This is a genomic window from Ruegeria sp. AP11, from assembly GCF_056535865.1.
In genome coordinates, this window is the sequence record NZ_JBQFJB010000001.1 from 2,397,839 (window position 1) to 2,414,026 (window position 16,188).

The following is a 16,188-nucleotide window of genomic DNA, read 5'->3' on the forward strand; positions in this document are numbered from 1 at the left end:
ATGGCCCTGTCGCGTCGCACCGGTCATCGATTTTCGGGCTCGGTCTGGCCCGGCTTCGTCGATGCCATGACGGGGCTTTTGATGGTTCTGACCTTTGTGCTGACCATCTTCATGATCGTCCAGTTCGTGCTGCGCGAAACCATCTCGGGGCAAGAGGATGAACTGACCGCGCTGTCGGACGAGGTCGCGGCGCTGGCCGGGGCGCTGGGACTGGAAGAGCGCGAAAACAGCCGCCTGCAAGCGCGTCTAGGCACATTGAACACGACGCTCGGGCAGGTCGAGGATGAACTGTCCGAGGCACAATCGCAGATCACGAGCTTTGAGGCACAGGTTGCCGCGCTGCTGGCGGATCAAGAGCGGGCGCGGGCCGATATTGCCGCCTTGGTGGATCAGCAGGATGCGTTATTACAGCAGCGCGATGAGTTGCTGAGCGAGCAGGAGGCCCTGAACCTCGCCCTTGCCCAGAGCCGCAGCGAGATCGACGCCCAAACCGAAGCCGCGCGTCTGGCCGCCGCACGCCGCGAAGCGCTCGAGGCGCTGGTGGCTGAGCTGGAAGCCAGCGAAGCGGCGCAGGCAGGTCAGATTGCGGACCTTACGCAGCAATTGACGGATGAAGAGGCGGCGCGTCTGGCTGAAGCCGCTGCTGCTGAAACTCTGCGCAACCGCCTGCAGGATGCGGATGACGAACTGACCTCGATGACACTGGCGCTGGAGGCGCAACGCAAGGAAGCCGAGGAAACTCTGACCCTGCTAGCCGCAGCCCAAGCAGCGCGGACCGAACTTGAGCGCCAATTTGGAGAGCTGAACCCGGACGAGTTAAAGGCCCAACTGCAGGCGGCTTTGGACGCGCAAACGCAGGCTCAGGCGCAGGCGAATGAGCAGAGATCGCTGGCAGATGAACGCGCGGCATTGCTGGCGGTGGCGCAAGGGGCGCTTGCGTCGGAAAAGGAAATCTCGACCGAAGCGCAGCGCCAGACTGCACTTTTGAATCAGCAAATGTCGGCCTTGCGCAGTCAGTTGGGCTCGTTGCAGGCGCTGCTGGATGATTACGAAGAGCGGAATGCCGCCGCTGAGATCCAGATCCAGACGCTTGGTCAGGACCTGAACGCCGCGCTTGCCCGTGCGGCTTCGGAAGAGCGACGCCGCCGGTTGCTGGAAGAGGCAGAGCGGATCAGGCTTGAGGTCGAGGCGGAAAGACTGGCCGGGCAGAATCAGGAGTTGACGGCACAGGCGGAAGATCTGCAACGCTACCGATCCGAGTTCTTCGGACGGCTGCGCGATGTGCTGGGCGATCAGGAGGGCGTGCGCATCGAAGGCGACCGTTTTGTGTTCTCGTCCGAGGTGCTGTTTGATACGGGCTCTGCCGTTTTATCTGCAGAGGGCCGTCAGGAGGTCGCCAAGGTGGCCGAGATTCTTCGGACCGTCGCGGCTGAAATCCCCGAGGGCCTGAACTGGGTCATCCGCGTCGACGGGCACACCGACAACGTGCCGCTGGCGGGCAGCGGGCGGTATCGCGACAACTGGGAGCTCAGCCAGGGCCGCGCGTTGTCTGTGGTGCGGTTCATGGTCGAAGCGCTGAGAATTCCACCCAACCGTCTGGCGGCCAACGGGTTTGGCGAATTCCAGCCGGTCAATCCCGCCGACACGCCAGAAGCGCGCGCGCAGAACCGTCGGATCGAGTTGAAGCTGACCGAACGGTAAATGAAAACGCCCGCCAAAAGGGTGGGCGCTGTTTGACTCTGAGGTATCGATATCAGTCCGCTGTCAGCAGCGGCGGCTTATCTCCCGGAATGCGCGGCTGATCGGGGCCGAGGATTTCCAGATCCAGTTCACCTTTCTTGACCGAGACGCGGACAACGCCGCCTTTGGCCAATTTGCCGAACAGAAGCTCTTCGGCCAGCGGTTTCTTGATGTGCTCCTGGATCACACGGCCCAGCGGACGCGCGCCCATCTTGTCGTCATAACCCTTGTCCGCCAGCCACTCGGCGGCTTTGGGCGTCAGATCGATGGTCACATTGCGATCCAGCAATTGCGCCTCCAACTGCAGCACGAATTTCTCGACCACCTGCAGGATGACCTCTTTCGGCAGCGGCGCGAAGGAAATCACGGCGTCCAGACGGTTGCGGAATTCCGGCGTGAACATGCGCTCGATGGCGGCGGTGTCCTCACCTTCACGACGATCGCGACCGAAACCAATAGCCGACTTCGCCTGTTCGGCAGCACCAGCATTCGAGGTCATGATCAGCACCACGTTGCGGAAATTCACCGTGCGGCCGTTGTGATCGGTCAGCTCACCATGGTCCATCACCTGCAGAAGGATGTTGAACACGTCCGGATGCGCCTTTTCGATCTCGTCCAGCAGCAGCACACAATGTGGATGCTGGTCGACGCCATCGGTTAGCAAACCGCCCTGATCGAACCCGACATAACCCGGAGGGGCGCCGATCAGACGGGAAACCGCGTGTTTCTCCATGTATTCCGACATGTCGAAGCGCAGCAGTTCTACACCCAGCGTATCGGCCAGCTGTTTCGCCACCTCGGTTTTGCCCACACCGGTCGGGCCGGCAAACAGATAGTTACCAATGGGCTTTTCGGGCTCACGCAGTCCGGCACGGGCCAGTTTGATTGCGCTCGACAGCGCTTCGATAGCTTCGTCCTGACCGAACACAACCCGTTTCAGCGAGGTCTCAAGATCTTTCAACACCTCGGCATCGTCCTTGGTGACGTTCTTGGGCGGAATGCGCGCGATTTTGGCGACGACGGCCTCGATCTCTTTGACGCCGATGGTTTTGCGCCGTTTGCTTTCAGCCAGCAGATGCTGCGCCGCTCCGGCCTCGTCGATCACGTCGATGGCTTTGTCGGGCAGCTTGCGGTCATTGATATAGCGGGCCGACAATTCCACGGCGGTCTTGATGGCATCCGCAGTGTATTTGATCGCATGATGCTCTTCGAAATAGGGCTTGAGGCCGCGCAGGATTTTCACGCTGTCCTCGACCGAGGGCTCGTTCACGTCGATCTTCTGGAACCGGCGGCTCAGCGCGCGGTCCTTTTCGAAATGCTGACGGAATTCCTTGTACGTGGTCGATCCCATGGTGCGCAGCTTGCCGCCCTGCAGGGCAGGTTTCAGAAGGTTCGACGCATCCATAGCGCCGCCGGATGTCGCACCGGCGCCGATCACGGTGTGAATCTCGTCGATGAACAAGACTGCATCGGGGTGTTCTTCCAGCTCGGTCACAACCGCCTTCAGACGTTCCTCAAAATCGCCGCGATAGCGGGTACCGGCCAGCAGCGCGCCCATGTCCAGCGAATAGATCGTGGTTTCGGACAGAACGTCTGGCGCTTCTCCGGCGATGATTTTGTGTGCCAGACCTTCGGCAATGGCGGTTTTGCCAACACCCGGATCACCCACCAGCAGCGGGTTGTTCTTGCGACGGCGGCAGAGCACCTGAATGCAGCGTTCCACTTCATCCGAGCGACCGATCAGCGGATCGACGTCGCCAGCGCGCGATTTGGCGTTCAGGTCGATGCAATACTTACCCAGTGCGCTTTCCTTCTGATCCGCTTCGCCCGGGGCCGCCTGCACCTCATCTTCGGACTCATCCGCGCCGGTTACCGGGCGATTTTCACCATAGGCCGGATCTTTGGCGACGCCATGGGCGATGAAGTTCACCGCGTCATAGCGCGTCATATCCTGTTCCTGCAGGAAATAGGCCGCGTTGCTTTCGCGTTCGGCGAAGATAGCGACCAGCACATTGGCCCCGGTGACCTCGGTCCGGCCCGAGCTTTGGACGTGGATCGCGGCGCGCTGGATGACACGCTGGAAGGCGGCGGTGGGTACGGCTTCGGACCCGTCGATATCGGTGACGAGGTTTGACAGGTCTTCGTCGATGAATTCGACCAAGGTGCTGCGCAGCTCGTCAAGATCGACGCTGCACGCTTTCATCACGCGCACCGCATCGGGCTCTTCCAGCAGCGCCAGCAGCAGATGCTCCAGCGTTGCAAATTCATGTCGCCGTTCATTCGCCGCCGCAAGGGCCGCGTGGATGGCTTGTTCCAGTGTGCTCGAGAATGAAGGCACGCGGGTGCTCCTCTATATTGGGCCGGAAGGGGGGTCGAGTATCGGCAGGATCCCCATCCCAACCATGTCCTCATACTATTAGAGTTTGGTTGATCGTGCCCCGGCTTCAAGGGTTTTCTTGCTCTTGACAGTCACATTTCCTGTGACCGTGGCCGTGAAGAGGGGTTGAAACGCCCTAAAAGCGGTCTTTTCGGGCACGAATTTCAGCAAAAACTGACGCCGGGTCGGAATTTTCCATGCCCAGATGCGCCTGAATCGCCGGGTCTGCGGCCCTCAGAAACGGATTTGTGGCCTTTTCCAGTGCCAGAAGCGACGGCACGGTGGGCTCTCCGGCGGCGCGGGCGCGGTTGATATCGGCAACGCGATCCTGCAGGGCGGCGTTGTCGGGATCGATTGTCAGGGCGAATTTGGCGTTTGATTGGGTATATTCGTGGCCGGAACACACGATTGTTTCGTCGGGCAGGGCAGCCAGCTTGCTGAGAGAGGCCCACATTTGCGCAGGCTCCCCTTCGAACAGCCGCCCGCATCCCAGCGCCATCAGGCTGTCTGCGGTGAATACGACACCGCTTTGCGGCATATAGAATGCGATATGTCCCACGGTGTGGCCCGAAACACCCAGAACCTCGACCGGTTCGCCGCCTATATAGAACGTGTCGCCCTCAACCACCGCCTGATCGAGTTTCGGCAGGCGGTACTCGTCGGCTTTGGCCCCGATCACCCGCGCGGGCTGCGTTTCCAGAATTCCGGGCAGGCCGTCCACATGATCCCAATGATGATGCGTCAGCAGAACGTGACTCAGCCGCCAGCCGCGCGCATTCAGCTCGGCCAGAACCGGAGCGGCCTCGGGCGCGTCGACCAGTGCGGTCTCACCGCTGGCCGGGTCATGGGCGAGAAAGGCATAATTGTCGCTGAGGCAGGGGACGGTAACGATCTCAAGAGGCATGGCCTTTTGCCCTTTCATTGCTAGACTGCGCCCAGCTAAGCCGATTGACCGGGTGTCCGCAATGCATCTTGATGTGCAGGATCTGAGGAATTTTTATTATCGCAGCACGCTGGGCCGTGCGGCACAGGCGGCCATCCGTGGCCGGTTGCTGGAGCTGTGGCCCGAAGCCAAGGGCCAGACCGTGGTCGGGTTTGGTTTTGCGGTCCCCTTGTTGCGCCCCTACCTGGCGGACGCGCGTCGGGTGATCGGGTTGATGCCGGGACCGCAAGGAGTGATGCCTTGGCCTGCTGGGATGCCCAATGTCTCGGTTCTGACGGAAGAGACGACATGGCCCATTGAGACCGGCCATGTGGACAAGCTGGTGGTGATGCATGGGCTTGAAACTTCAAACCGGCCCAGCCGCTTGCTGGAGGAATGCTGGCGTGTGCTGGGCCCGGGTGGGCGGGTCTTGTTTGTGGTGCCGAACCGGGCCGGGCTTTGGTCGCGGACCGACAAGACGCCTTTTGGTTTCGGACGGCCTTATTCTGCAACGCAGCTTGAGAATCAATTACGGGCGCATCACTTCGTGCCTGAAAACCATTGTTCGGCGCTCTACCTGCCGCCCTCTTTCCGGCGGTTCTGGCTGAAATCCGGAAGCCTGATCGAAAAAACCGGGCAGCGCCTGCCGACGGTCATGGCCGGGGGGGTGCTGATGGTCGAAGCCAGCAAACTCATACGTCCGCCCAGTGGAACTGTGACCAAGGACTCGGTCAAGCGCCCGATCAAAGCGCTGGACGGTTTGTTGAAGCCTGCGTGACAATCGGCAAGCCTGTGTGACCGCCAATATTGCGGAAAAAAAGTCACAGGAATCGCAAAAACCTGCATATTCGTAACATTTTTCAACCGGGTGAGGGGGTCCAAACGGTCGCACTTGCGATAAGTGTCTGAAATTTAACAATTTGTGGATAAATCTGTTACCGCTATAGTATATTGCTTGGTTGGAACACCTCTGCTACATCCCCGGTGATTTTGATCCCCGCCCTAAAAGGACGGGGTTTCTTCACGCCCCCGGGGTAGCCACTCCAGCAAATTCGGGGCCTCAAATATCGAAAGGGTGGACGTGTCCGAACCAGCTTCGATCTCCACAGGCATCGCCGAGCGCTATGCCACCGCGATCTTCGAGATCGCAAAAGAGAACAATGACCTCGCAGGTCTGGAATCCGGCATCAATGATCTGGCATCCGCACTGGGCGACAGCGCAGAACTGCGCGACCTGATCGCCTCGCCGCTGGTGTCCCGCGCCGAGCAGGAAGGCGCAATCACCGCGATTGCAGACAAGATGGGCCTGAACGCCATCCTGCGCAACACGCTGGGTCTTATGGCGCAGAAACGCCGCCTGTTCGTGGTACCGCAACTGGTTCAGGTTCTGCGCGACATGCTGGCCGAAGAGCGTGGCGAAGTGACTGCCGATGTCGCCTCGGCCAAGGCGCTGACCAAGACACAACTGGATAAACTGTCCAAGACGCTGTCCGAGCGTGTGGGCAAGACCGTGACAATAAATGCGACCGTTGATGAAAGCCTCATCGGCGGTCTTGTCGTTAAAGTGGGCTCGAAAATGATCGACAGTTCGATCCGTTCGAAGCTGAACTCCCTACAGAATGCAATGAAAGAGGTCGGATAAATGGGAATCCAAGCTGCAGAGATTTCTGCAATCCTGAAGGACCAGATCAAGAATTTTGGTCAGGAAGCCGAAGTGGCCGAGATCGGCCGCGTGCTGAGCGTCGGTGACGGGATTGCCCGTGTATACGGCCTGGACAATGTGCAAGCGGGCGAAATGGTCGAATTCCCCGGTGGCATCATGGGCATGGCCCTGAACCTGGAAAGCGACAACGTGGGTGTCGTTATCTTCGGTTCTGACCGTGACATCAAAGAAGGTGACACCGTCAAGCGCACCAACTCGATCGTGGACGTTCCGATCGGTGACGAGCTGCTGGGCCGCGTTGTTGACGGTCTGGGCAACCCGCTGGACGGCAAAGGCCCGATCAATGCCTCCAAACGTGGTGTTGCCGACGTCAAAGCCCCCGGCATCATCCCGCGTAAATCGGTGCACGAGCCGATGGCAACCGGTCTGAAATCGGTTGACGCGATGATCCCGATTGGCCGTGGCCAGCGGGAACTGATCATTGGTGACCGTCAGACCGGCAAAACCGCCGTTGCTCTGGACGCGATCCTGAACCAGAAAACCTATAACGACGCAGCAGGCGACGACGAGTCGAAGAAACTGTACTGCGTTTACGTTGCCATCGGTCAGAAGCGTTCGACCGTTGCGCAGCTGGTGAAGAAACTGGAAGAGTCCGGTGCGATCGACTACTCGATCGTTGTGGCCGCAACCGCGTCCGATCCGGCTCCGATGCAGTTCCTGGCACCCTACGCCGCGACCGCGATGGCCGAATACTTCCGTGACAATGGCCGCCACGCGCTGATCATCTATGATGACCTGTCGAAACAGGCTGTGTCCTATCGTCAGATGTCGCTGCTGCTGCGCCGTCCGCCCGGACGTGAAGCCTATCCTGGCGACGTTTTCTACCTCCACTCGCGCCTGCTGGAACGTTCGGCGAAGCTGAACGAAGACTTCGGTGCGGGTTCGCTGACCGCTCTGCCGGTTATCGAAACTCAGGGCGGTGACGTTTCTGCGTTTATTCCGACCAACGTGATCTCGATCACCGACGGCCAGATCTTCCTTGAAACCGAACTGTTCTATCAGGGCATCCGCCCTGCCGTGAACACCGGTCTGTCGGTTTCGCGTGTGGGCTCGTCGGCTCAGACCAACGCGATGAAGTCGGTTGCCGGTCCGGTTAAGCTGGAACTGGCTCAGTACCGCGAAATGGCTGCGTTTGCGCAGTTTGGTTCCGACCTCGACGCCGCAACTCAGCAGCTGTTGAACCGTGGTGCGCGTCTGACCGAGCTGATGAAACAGCCGCAGTACTCGCCGCTGACCAACGCTGAAATCGTCTGCGTCATCTTCGCCGGTACCAACGGCTACCTTGACAAGATCGACGTGTCCGATGTTGGCCGTTACGAAGCTGGCCTGCTGGCGCACCTGCGTGGCAAACACGCGGAACTGCTTCAGTGGATCACGGACGAAGATCCTAAGATCAAAGGTGACGCTTCCGACAAGATCAAGGCTGCGCTGGACGAATACGCCGCAACCTTCGCTTAAGGGAGAGGCGGGCATATGCCAAATCTTAAGGACCTTAAAAACAGGATCGAGTCGGTCAAATCGACCCGCAAGATCACCAAGGCCATGCAGATGGTCGCGGCCGCAAAACTGCGCCGCGCCCAGGAATCTGCCGAAGCCTCGCGTCCCTATGCCGAGCGGTTCAATGCCGTGATGGCGGGGCTGGCGGCGTCGGTCGGGGGCAGCGACAGCGCCCCCAAGCTGCTCCGTGGTACGGGCAGCGATGATGTCCATCTGCTGGTTGTCATGACAGCTGAACGCGGCCTGTGCGGCGGCTTCAACTCGAACATCGCCAAGCTGGCCCGCCAAAAGGCGGACGAGCTGCGCGCCAACGGCAAGACGGTCAAGGTTCTGACCGTCGGCAAGAAAGGCCGCGACGCGCTCAAGCGTGATTTTGGCGATCTGTTCGTCGGGCATGTGGACCTGAGCGAAGTCAAGCGTCTGGGCTATTCCAACGCGCAGGACATCGCAAAGGACATCCTGTCCCGCTTTGACGGCGGTGAGTTCGACGTTGCCACGATCTTCTACTCGAAGTTCGTCAATGTTGTGACCCAGATCCCGTCGGCACAGCAGATCATCCCCGCCTCGTTCGAGGACGAAGCGGCGGGCGACGACAGCGGTGCCATCTTCGATTACGAGCCCAGCGAAGAGGCCATTCTGGCCGACCTGCTGCCCAAGGGGGTTGCGACCGCAATCTTCTCGGCTCTGCTCGAAAACGGAGCGTCTGAACAGGGTGCACGGATGTCCGCGATGGACAACGCGACACGCAACGCGGGTGAGATGATCGACAAGCTGACGATCCAGTTCAACCGTTCGCGTCAGGCCGTGATCACCAACGAGCTGATTGAAATTATTTCCGGCGCCGAAGCGCTGTAAGATAACCGGAGACGAAACATGGCGAATGCAAAAGGCAAAGTCACACAGATTATCGGGGCCGTCGTTGACGTGCAGTTCGATGACGCGCTGCCTGAAATTCTGAACGCGCTGGAAACCACCAACAACGGCAAGCGCCTGGTGTTGGAAGTTGCTCAGCACCTGGGTGAAAACACCGTCCGCACCATCGCGATGGACGCGACCGAAGGTCTGGTCCGTGGCGAGGAAGTAACCGACACCGGCGCACCGATCTCGGTTCCGGTCGGTAATGCTACTCTGGGCCGCATCCTGAACGTCGTCGGCGAGCCGATCGACGAAAAAGGCCCGGTTGAAGCGACCGAAGCTCGTGCCATTCACCAGCCCGCGCCGACCTTCGACGAACAGTCGACCGAGTCGGAAGTTCTGGTCACCGGCATCAAGGTCGTTGACCTGCTGGCCCCTTACGCCAAAGGCGGTAAGATCGGCCTGTTCGGCGGCGCCGGCGTTGGCAAAACCGTTCTGATCATGGAACTGATCAACAACATCGCAAAAGTGCACTCGGGCTTCTCGGTGTTCGCGGGCGTTGGTGAACGGACCCGTGAAGGCAACGACCTGTACCACGAGATGATCGAATCGAACGTGATCAAGCCGGACAACCTGTCGGAATCGCAGGTGGCCCTGGTTTACGGTCAGATGAACGAACCTCCGGGAGCACGCGCACGTGTTGCTCTGACCGGTCTGACTCTGGCCGAGCAGTTCCGCGACCAGTCCGGTACCGACGTTCTGTTCTTTGTCGACAACATCTTCCGCTTCACGCAGGCGGGCTCCGAGGTTTCGGCTCTGCTGGGTCGTATTCCTTCCGCTGTGGGCTACCAGCCGACACTGGCCACCGACATGGGCGCGCTGCAGGAACGCATCACCTCGACCAAGTCGGGCTCGATCACCTCGGTTCAGGCGATCTACGTGCCTGCGGACGACCTTACCGACCCTGCGCCGGCAACTTCGTTTGCTCACTTGGACGCGACCACCGTTCTTAACCGTGCGATCTCGGAAAAGGGTATCTACCCGGCTGTTGACCCGCTCGACTCGACCTCGCGTCTGCTCGACCCGGCCATCGTTGGCGAAGAGCACTACAAGGTTGCGACCGACGTTCAGCAGATCCTCCAGCGCTATAAGTCGCTGCAGGACATCATCGCCATCCTTGGCATGGACGAACTGTCGGAAGAGGACAAACTGACCGTGGCCCGCGCCCGTAAGATCGAACGCTTCATGTCGCAGCCGTTCGACGTGGCGCAGGTCTTCACCGGTTCGCCGGGTGTTCAGGTTCCTCTGGATGTCACCATCTCGTCGTTCAAGGCCGTTGTGGCTGGCGAATACGATCACCTGCCCGAAGCGGCCTTCCTGATGGTTGGCGGCATCGACGAAGTGATCGCCAAAGCGGAAAAGATGGCCGCAGAAGCCGCCTAAGGAGTATCCCTGATGGCAAACACGATGCAATTCGACCTCGTCAGCCCCGAGCGGAGCCTTGCTTCGCTCGCGGCGACCGCGGTCCAGATTCCCGGCGCGGACGGGGACATGACGGCGATGCCCGATCATGCCCCCACCATCACCACGCTGCGCCCCGGTCTGCTGAAGGTTGAGGCACCCGAAGGGTCCAGCGAATACCTGGTCACCGGCGGGTTTGCCCAGATCAACGGCGACAGCCTGTCGGTTCTGGCCGAAAAGGCCATTCCGGTGGCGGAAGTGACACGGACGCATCTGGACGACCTGATCGCCGAGGCTCGCGCCTCGCACGAGGCTGCCAAAGCCGGTGACGATCAGACCATCGTCGACGACGCGGCCAAGCTACTGGCCGATATGGAAGCGCTTGGGACGCATATGAGCCTGTAATAGGCACAACAGTTCAAGATTTGAACGGCCTCGCATCTGCGGGGCCGTTTTTTTGTCGTGATTTTGTCGGAAAGCCGGGATAACCTGCGGAAATTGAAGAACAATGATGACAGAATGAAGAAATTTCTAACCCACCCCATTGGCATCGATCAGGGCGAAGAGGTGCTGTTTTCCGAGTTCGCCGACGGCGGCGATATGTGGACCGGTGAAGGCCCACGCGAACGTCGCACGCAGGTTCGGTTCAGTGACACATTCCGCACGCCCCCCATCGTTCAGGTGGGTATTTCCCTGTGGGATGTGGATACCTCATCCGCGCTGCGCGCCGAGGTGAGTGCCGAGCACATCACACCCGAGGGGTTTACAGCCGTGTTCCGAACCTGGTCTGATACCCGCATTGCCCGTATCCGCGTGGCCTGGACGGCCATCGGTGAGGTCGCCCACGCGGATGACTGGACGATTTCCTGAGCGGCATCAGGACGGTATCTAACCGTCCTGCGCCTCGATCATGTCGACCCGTGTCGCGTGGCGGCCGCCTTCAAACTCGGCCCCCAGAAACGCATCCACGATGTCCAGTGCCTGACCCTCGCCCACGACGCGCGCGCCGATGGACAGCATGTTGGCGTTGTTGTGCTGGCGGATCATCCGGGCCGAGAATGCGTCCGAGCATACGCCACAACGGATACCCGGCACCTTGTTGGCGGCCATCATGATGCCCTGTCCTGTGCCACAAAGGATGATACCCAACTGGCAATCGCCCGAAGCAACCGCCTCGGCCGCGGCCTTGCCGTGCAGCGGGTAGTGCGTGCTTTCGGGTGTCGTCGGGCCGATATCGACAACTTCCCAGCCTAGCCCGGAAAGCCGGTTGGCGATGGTCTGCCGCAATTCAATCGCGGCATGGTCGCTGGACAGTACGATGCGTGTTTGTTTGGTCACGTTAATTGGTCTCCGTAACGCTTAGTCCATATGGTAGAGCGACTCGTAGATCGGCGTCAGTGTCTTGTCCTCGAACAGAGATGACACGCTGGTCCCGTTCCAGATGTTCAGGATCGCCTGAGTAAAGATCGGTGCGGTAGGCACGATCCGGATATTCGGCGCTTTTTCGATTTCGGCCGTGGGCTGGATCGTATCGGACAGGACCAGAGATTTCATGACTGAATTGGTTACACGCTCAACTGCAGGGCCGCTCATGACGCCATGCGTGATGTAGGAATGCACTTCCTTAGCGCCGTTGTCGATCAACACCTGAGCCGCCTTGCAGAGCGTACCGGCGGTGTCGCAGATGTCGTCGACGATCAGACAGATTTTGTCCTTCACGTCGCCGATCACGGTCATCTCGGCGACTTCTCCGGCCTTTTCGCGGCGTTTGTCGACGATCGACAACGGTGCGTTGATGCGCTTGGCCAGTTCGCGGGCGCGGGCCACACCGCCGACATCGGGCGAGACCACCATCAGATCGTCCATCTGATCCTTGAACTGCTTCTTCACATCCAGTGCAAAGATCGGCGAGGCATAGAGGTTGTCGACAGGCATATCAAAGAAGCCCTGAATCTGCGCCGCGTGCAGATCCATGGTCAGGATACGTTCGATCCCTGCCCCGGTCAGCATGTTGGCCACCAGCTTGGCAGAAATCGGCGTCCGCGCCTTGGTACGGCGGTCCTGGCGGGCATAGCCGAAATAGGGGATTACCGCAGTGATCCGCTGCGCCGAAGACCGGCGCAGGGCGTCTGCAATGATCAACAGCTCCATCAGATTGTCATTGGCCGGGTTCGAGGTCGGCTGGATGATAAACATATCCTCGCCGCGCACATTCTCGAAGACTTCGACAAAAATCTCGCCGTCATTGAACCGTTCGACCCGGGCCTCGACCAGACCCTGATCGACACCGCGATGCAGGCTCATACGGCGGGCGATGGTTTGGGCAAGCGGAAGGTTCGCGTTCCCAGCGATAAGCTTGGGTTCGTGCAGTGTCGGCATCGGCTGATTTTCCCCGGGCAGCAATGGCAATGTGACAGATTCGTGATGTTGACACCGCTTAGCATGGCCTTACCGTCCCGCCTAGATAACGCAGCGGAGAAAGTGCACATGACCCAGATTGACTACTATTTTGCGACAATTTCGCCCTATTCCTATCTGGCGGGCACACGGCTTGAGGAGGTCGCCACCAAACATGGCGCAACGATCAACTACAAACCGCTCGATATCATCGCATTGTTTGGCAGAACCGGGGGCACCCCGCCCAAGGATCGCCATATCTCGCGCATCGAATACCGCGCGCAGGAACTGCTGCGCCAGTCCGGCAATCTTGGCATGGAGTTCAACCTGCAACCGGCGCATTGGCCAACCAACGCAGCGCCGTCCTCTTACGCGATCATCGCGGCGGCACAGGACGGGCAGGGTGATCTGGGTCAACTTTGCCACTCTTTCCTGCGTGCCTGCTGGGCGGAAGAGAAAGACATCGCCGAAGACAGCGTGATCCGAGAATGCCTATCCCAAGCCGGGTTTGACCCGAAGCTGGCCGATACCGGCCTACTGGCCGGTGCAGAAACCTATTCGGCAAACCTGGAGGAAGCTGTGGATCGCGGCGTCTTCGGCGCCCCATTCTACATCACACCGGACGACCAAAGATTCTGGGGCCAGGACCGCCTCGAAGACCTCGACCGCCATCTCGCAACGCTAAAGGGTTAAACCAAACCCGCCTGCTTCATATGGCCCAAAATATCCCGGGGGAGGCGCAGCTTGCTACGCCGGAGGCAGAGTCCCCCAACCCCCTATAATAATGACAGAAACTGGTCGATCTGATCCGGCGAGGTGGACCAGTCGCATACAAGGCGGCACGCCAGCATTTCGTCCTCATTGGTGCCATCCAGCGTATCGCCCCACAAGTGATACACTGCCCCCGCATCGTGCAATCTGCGATGCAGGCCGCGCGGGAAGCTTGCAAAGATCATGTTGGCCTGCGGTTCATGCAGAAACGCAGCCCCAGCCGCCCGCAACCCATTCGCAAGACGCGCGCAGTTGGCGTTCGCCTGACGCGCCGAGCGCAGCCACAGATCATCCCGCAGATAAGCGGCCATCTGCGCCGACAGGTAACGGTGTTTGGAAAACAGATGCGCCCCGCGCTTACGGCGCAGCTCGAATTCCCAGGCTTTGCTTTCGTCGAAGAACACCACGGCCTCGACCCCCATCAACCCGTTCTTGGTGCCGCCAAAGCTGACCGCATCCACACCGGCTTTCCATGTCATCTCGGCCGGGGAACAGTTCAGCGCGACCAGAGCATTGGTGAACCGGGCGCCATCCATATGAACAGGAAGGCCATAGCCCTTGGCGACACCACACAGCGCATCCAGTTCTTCCAGCGAATAGACCGACCCGCGCTCGGTCACCTGAGTGATCGAAACTGGCCCGCGCTGTGGCCCATGCACGCCACGGGTTTCTTCACCTTCGATGGATTGCCGCAAAGCCTCGGGCGTCATCTTGTCGCCGCCGGGCACGAGGGTCAGCTTGGCGCCGCTGTAAAACTCGGGCGCATTGCATTCGTCTTCGTGGATATGCGCCACAGGCGAACAGAACACCGTCTGCCACGGCTGCGAAAGCGTGGCCAGAGCCAATGAATTCGCCGCTGTTCCCGTCGCCACCAGATACACCGCCGCACCGGGGGCCTCGAAGATACCCCGGATGCGGTCGCGCACCTCATTCATCAGCACATCAGCGCCATAGGCCATCTGATAGCCCTGATTGGCCTCGGTCAACGCGGCCAGAACCTCCGGGTGAACAGGCCCGGAATTGTCAGAGGCAAAATGCATCAGCTCGGCTCCTCGATGATGTAATCTTCCCACTCTTCCAAGGGGGTTTCGAATTCGGACACGGTACGTCCCTGCACGGAAACGCCTGCGGCATGAACGCTGTCGGGCGTACCAGACAGCAACGGGTGCCAGCCGTAAAGAGGTTTGCCCTCCCACAGCAGCCGATAGGCGCAGGTCTGAGGCAACCAATAGGCGTGGCTGTCGATGTTATCGGGGCGCATCACGATACATTCGGGTACAAACTGATGCCGGATATCATACTGCGTGCAGCGGCAGGATTCGTCATCCAGCAGACGGCAGGCAACGCAGGTCAGGGCGACTTCACCCGTATCTTCGTCCTCAAGCTTGTTGAGGCAGCATTTACCGCAACCGTCGCACAGCGCTTCCCACTCGCGCGGGTTCATCTTCTGCAGCGGTTTGCGTTCCCAAAAACGCGGGGCCAGCCCGTTTCGATCGATGGGGTCTTTGGTCATTGAGCGGCCAGAATCTCTCGGGCGCGGGCGCAATCGTCGTTCATCTGAGCGATCAGCCCGTCAAGGCCATCGAACGTCATCTCGGGGCGCAGATAATCTACTAATCCGACCGAGAGGGTTGCGCCATAAAGATCGCCTGAAAAATCAAACAGGAAAGTTTCGATATTGGGAACTTCCCCATGGAACATGGGACGCGTCCCCACCGATGCGGCACCGCGATAGCTGCCCTGATGCGGGCCATCCAGAACATCGACCAACACCGCATAGACCCCGAACCTTGGCGGGTGCAGCCCTTCGATCGACATATTGGCGGTTGGAAAGCCCAATTCGCGACCGCGTTGTTCACCTCCGACCACTTCGCCTTCGATACGATGCCAATGACCAAGCATTGCAGCCGCATCCCGAGGGCGGCCTTCGGTCAATGCCGTCCGGATCGCGGTGGATGAGACCACATTCTCTGACCGCTCCATCAAGGGGGCAATCGTGACGCCAAATCCCATCTCATTGCCGAACCGCTGCAGGTCCTGCGGCGTGCCACTGCGCCCTTTGCCAAAACAGAAATCGGCGCCAACGACCACATGCGCCAGCGCCAGCCCGTCGCAAATCACATTGCGCGCAAACTCTTCCGGTGTCAGCCCCGCCAAGGCCGCGTTGAACGGCAACTCATACAGCTTCCGAACTCCCAGCTTCTGCAGCCGGTGCGCGCGCGCGTTCCCCCGCATCAGGCGAAAGGGTGGGGCGTCCGGTGCGAAATATTCACGCGGATGCGGTTCGAACGTCATGACGCCTAGCGGAGCCTCGGGTTCAGCACTGCGTGCCAATTCAATGACGGACTGGTGCCCAAGATGGACCCCGTCAAAGTTGCCTATAGCGACACTGGCGCCACGGTCGTCTGGCTCGACAAACTGAAAGTCACGTATGATCTGCATGAA

Annotated in this window: 16 protein-coding genes; 9 read left to right on the top strand and 7 right to left on the bottom strand. The window is 59.9% G+C overall.

Going from position 1 to position 16,188, the window contains the following annotated elements; all coding sequences use genetic code 11:
• Positions 1-1,701 (top strand): peptidoglycan -binding protein, encoded by a 1,701-nt coding sequence (locus tag ACR3E4_RS12020; RefSeq protein WP_480530435.1) that lies wholly within the window; start codon positions 1-3, stop codon positions 1,699-1,701.
• Between the two features lie 52 nt (positions 1,702-1,753).
• On the opposite strand, the gene clpA is transcribed toward ACR3E4_RS12020, so the two are convergent.
• A complete protein-coding gene (gene clpA / locus ACR3E4_RS12025) occupies positions 1,754-4,078 on the bottom strand; it encodes an ATP-dependent Clp protease ATP-binding subunit ClpA (RefSeq protein WP_480530433.1) in 2,325 nt (774 codons plus the stop codon).
• 175 nt (positions 4,079-4,253) lie between these two features.
• The gene (gene gloB / locus ACR3E4_RS12030) at positions 4,254-5,021 is read right to left on the bottom strand and encodes a hydroxyacylglutathione hydrolase (RefSeq protein ID WP_480530431.1); all 768 of its coding nucleotides are present in this window, start codon (positions 5,019-5,021) and stop codon (positions 4,254-4,256) included.
• A 61-nt stretch (positions 5,022-5,082) separates the two neighbouring features.
• On the opposite strand from gloB, the gene ACR3E4_RS12035 reads away from it, so the two are divergent.
• The 7 genes from ACR3E4_RS12035 (at position 5,083) to ACR3E4_RS12065 (ending at position 11,445) form a co-directional block, all read left to right on the top strand.
• Complete coding sequence (locus ACR3E4_RS12035) at positions 5,083-5,817, top strand: class I SAM-dependent methyltransferase (protein WP_480530429.1); 735 nt, start codon at positions 5,083-5,085, stop codon at positions 5,815-5,817.
• Positions 5,818-6,120: 303 nt separating this feature from the next.
• Positions 6,121-6,681, top strand: coding sequence for a F0F1 ATP synthase subunit delta (locus ACR3E4_RS12040; RefSeq protein WP_480530427.1), 561 nt, complete (start codon positions 6,121-6,123; stop codon positions 6,679-6,681).
• Entirely contained in the window at positions 6,682-8,220 is a 1,539-nt protein-coding gene (gene atpA, locus ACR3E4_RS12045; protein ID WP_480530425.1) for a F0F1 ATP synthase subunit alpha, read from the top strand.
• Between the two features lie 15 nt (positions 8,221-8,235).
• Positions 8,236-9,114 carry a F0F1 ATP synthase subunit gamma gene (locus ACR3E4_RS12050; RefSeq protein WP_480530423.1) on the top strand — a complete coding sequence of 293 codons (879 nt, stop codon included), beginning with the start codon at positions 8,236-8,238 and terminating at the stop codon, positions 9,112-9,114.
• Positions 9,115-9,132: 18 nt separating this feature from the next.
• Complete coding sequence (atpD, locus tag ACR3E4_RS12055) at positions 9,133-10,557, top strand: F0F1 ATP synthase subunit beta (protein ID WP_480530421.1); 1,425 nt, start codon at positions 9,133-9,135, stop codon at positions 10,555-10,557.
• A 12-nt stretch (positions 10,558-10,569) separates the two neighbouring features.
• Positions 10,570-10,980 carry a F0F1 ATP synthase subunit epsilon gene (locus ACR3E4_RS12060; RefSeq protein ID WP_480530419.1) on the top strand — a complete coding sequence of 137 codons (411 nt, stop codon included), beginning with the start codon at positions 10,570-10,572 and terminating at the stop codon, positions 10,978-10,980.
• Between the two features lie 114 nt (positions 10,981-11,094).
• On the top strand, positions 11,095-11,445 hold the full coding sequence (locus ACR3E4_RS12065) for an H-type lectin domain-containing protein (RefSeq protein ID WP_480530417.1): 351 nt from the start codon (positions 11,095-11,097) through the stop codon (positions 11,443-11,445).
• Positions 11,446-11,463: 18 nt separating this feature from the next.
• On the opposite strand, the gene rpiB is transcribed toward ACR3E4_RS12065, so the two are convergent.
• Positions 11,464-11,913 (bottom strand): ribose 5-phosphate isomerase B, encoded by a 450-nt coding sequence (gene rpiB / locus ACR3E4_RS12070; protein WP_480530415.1) that lies wholly within the window; start codon positions 11,911-11,913, stop codon positions 11,464-11,466.
• Positions 11,914-11,934: 21 nt separating this feature from the next.
• Positions 11,935-12,954, bottom strand: coding sequence for a ribose-phosphate pyrophosphokinase (locus ACR3E4_RS12075; protein WP_480530413.1), 1,020 nt, complete (start codon positions 12,952-12,954; stop codon positions 11,935-11,937).
• Positions 12,955-13,062: 108 nt separating this feature from the next.
• Here ACR3E4_RS12075 and ACR3E4_RS12080 point away from each other — a divergent pair, with 108 nt between their 5' ends.
• Positions 13,063-13,665 (top strand): DsbA family protein, encoded by a 603-nt coding sequence (locus ACR3E4_RS12080; protein ID WP_480530411.1) that lies wholly within the window; start codon positions 13,063-13,065, stop codon positions 13,663-13,665.
• Positions 13,666-13,748: 83 nt separating this feature from the next.
• On the opposite strand, the gene ACR3E4_RS12085 is transcribed toward ACR3E4_RS12080, so the two are convergent.
• Genes ACR3E4_RS12085 through ACR3E4_RS12095 form a run of 3 tightly spaced genes read right to left on the bottom strand, consistent with a single transcriptional unit; the run spans position 13,749 to position 16,185 of the window.
• Positions 13,749-14,783 carry a threonine aldolase family protein gene (locus tag ACR3E4_RS12085; RefSeq protein ID WP_480530409.1) on the bottom strand — a complete coding sequence of 345 codons (1,035 nt, stop codon included), beginning with the start codon at positions 14,781-14,783 and terminating at the stop codon, positions 13,749-13,751.
• The gene (locus ACR3E4_RS12090) at positions 14,783-15,256 is read right to left on the bottom strand and encodes a YcgN family cysteine cluster protein (protein WP_480530407.1); all 474 of its coding nucleotides are present in this window, start codon (positions 15,254-15,256) and stop codon (positions 14,783-14,785) included. The genes ACR3E4_RS12085 and ACR3E4_RS12090 overlap by 1 nt, the downstream gene beginning before the upstream one ends.
• Positions 15,253-16,185, bottom strand: a complete 933-nt coding sequence (locus ACR3E4_RS12095; protein ID WP_480530405.1) for a bifunctional riboflavin kinase/FAD synthetase — start codon at positions 16,183-16,185, stop codon at positions 15,253-15,255. The genes ACR3E4_RS12090 and ACR3E4_RS12095 overlap by 4 nt, the downstream gene beginning before the upstream one ends.
• Positions 16,186-16,188: the final 3 nt, after the last annotated feature.

Bases quoted from the DNA above. Each gene is read 5' to 3' on its own strand.
- ACR3E4_RS12020 (WP_480530435.1), top strand. From the start codon at position 1: ATGGCCCTGTCGCGTCGCACCGGTCATCGATTTTCGGGCTCGGTCTGG.
- gloB (WP_480530431.1), bottom strand. From the start codon at position 5,021: ATGCCTCTTGAGATCGTTACCGTCCCCTGCCTCAGCGACAATTATGCC.
- ACR3E4_RS12035 (WP_480530429.1), top strand. From the start codon at position 5,083: ATGCATCTTGATGTGCAGGATCTGAGGAATTTTTATTATCGCAGCACG.
- atpA (WP_480530425.1), top strand. From the start codon at position 6,682: ATGGGAATCCAAGCTGCAGAGATTTCTGCAATCCTGAAGGACCAGATC.
- ACR3E4_RS12050 (WP_480530423.1), top strand. From the start codon at position 8,236: ATGCCAAATCTTAAGGACCTTAAAAACAGGATCGAGTCGGTCAAATCG.
- atpD (WP_480530421.1), top strand. From the start codon at position 9,133: ATGGCGAATGCAAAAGGCAAAGTCACACAGATTATCGGGGCCGTCGTT.
- ACR3E4_RS12060 (WP_480530419.1), top strand. From the start codon at position 10,570: ATGGCAAACACGATGCAATTCGACCTCGTCAGCCCCGAGCGGAGCCTT.
- ACR3E4_RS12065 (WP_480530417.1), top strand. From the start codon at position 11,095: ATGAAGAAATTTCTAACCCACCCCATTGGCATCGATCAGGGCGAAGAG.
- ACR3E4_RS12075 (WP_480530413.1), bottom strand. From the start codon at position 12,954: ATGCCGACACTGCACGAACCCAAGCTTATCGCTGGGAACGCGAACCTT.
- ACR3E4_RS12080 (WP_480530411.1), top strand. From the start codon at position 13,063: ATGACCCAGATTGACTACTATTTTGCGACAATTTCGCCCTATTCCTAT.
- ACR3E4_RS12085 (WP_480530409.1), bottom strand. From the start codon at position 14,783: ATGCATTTTGCCTCTGACAATTCCGGGCCTGTTCACCCGGAGGTTCTG.
- ACR3E4_RS12090 (WP_480530407.1), bottom strand. From the start codon at position 15,256: ATGACCAAAGACCCCATCGATCGAAACGGGCTGGCCCCGCGTTTTTGG.
- ACR3E4_RS12095 (WP_480530405.1), bottom strand. From the start codon at position 16,185: ATGCAGATCATACGTGACTTTCAGTTTGTCGAGCCAGACGACCGTGGC.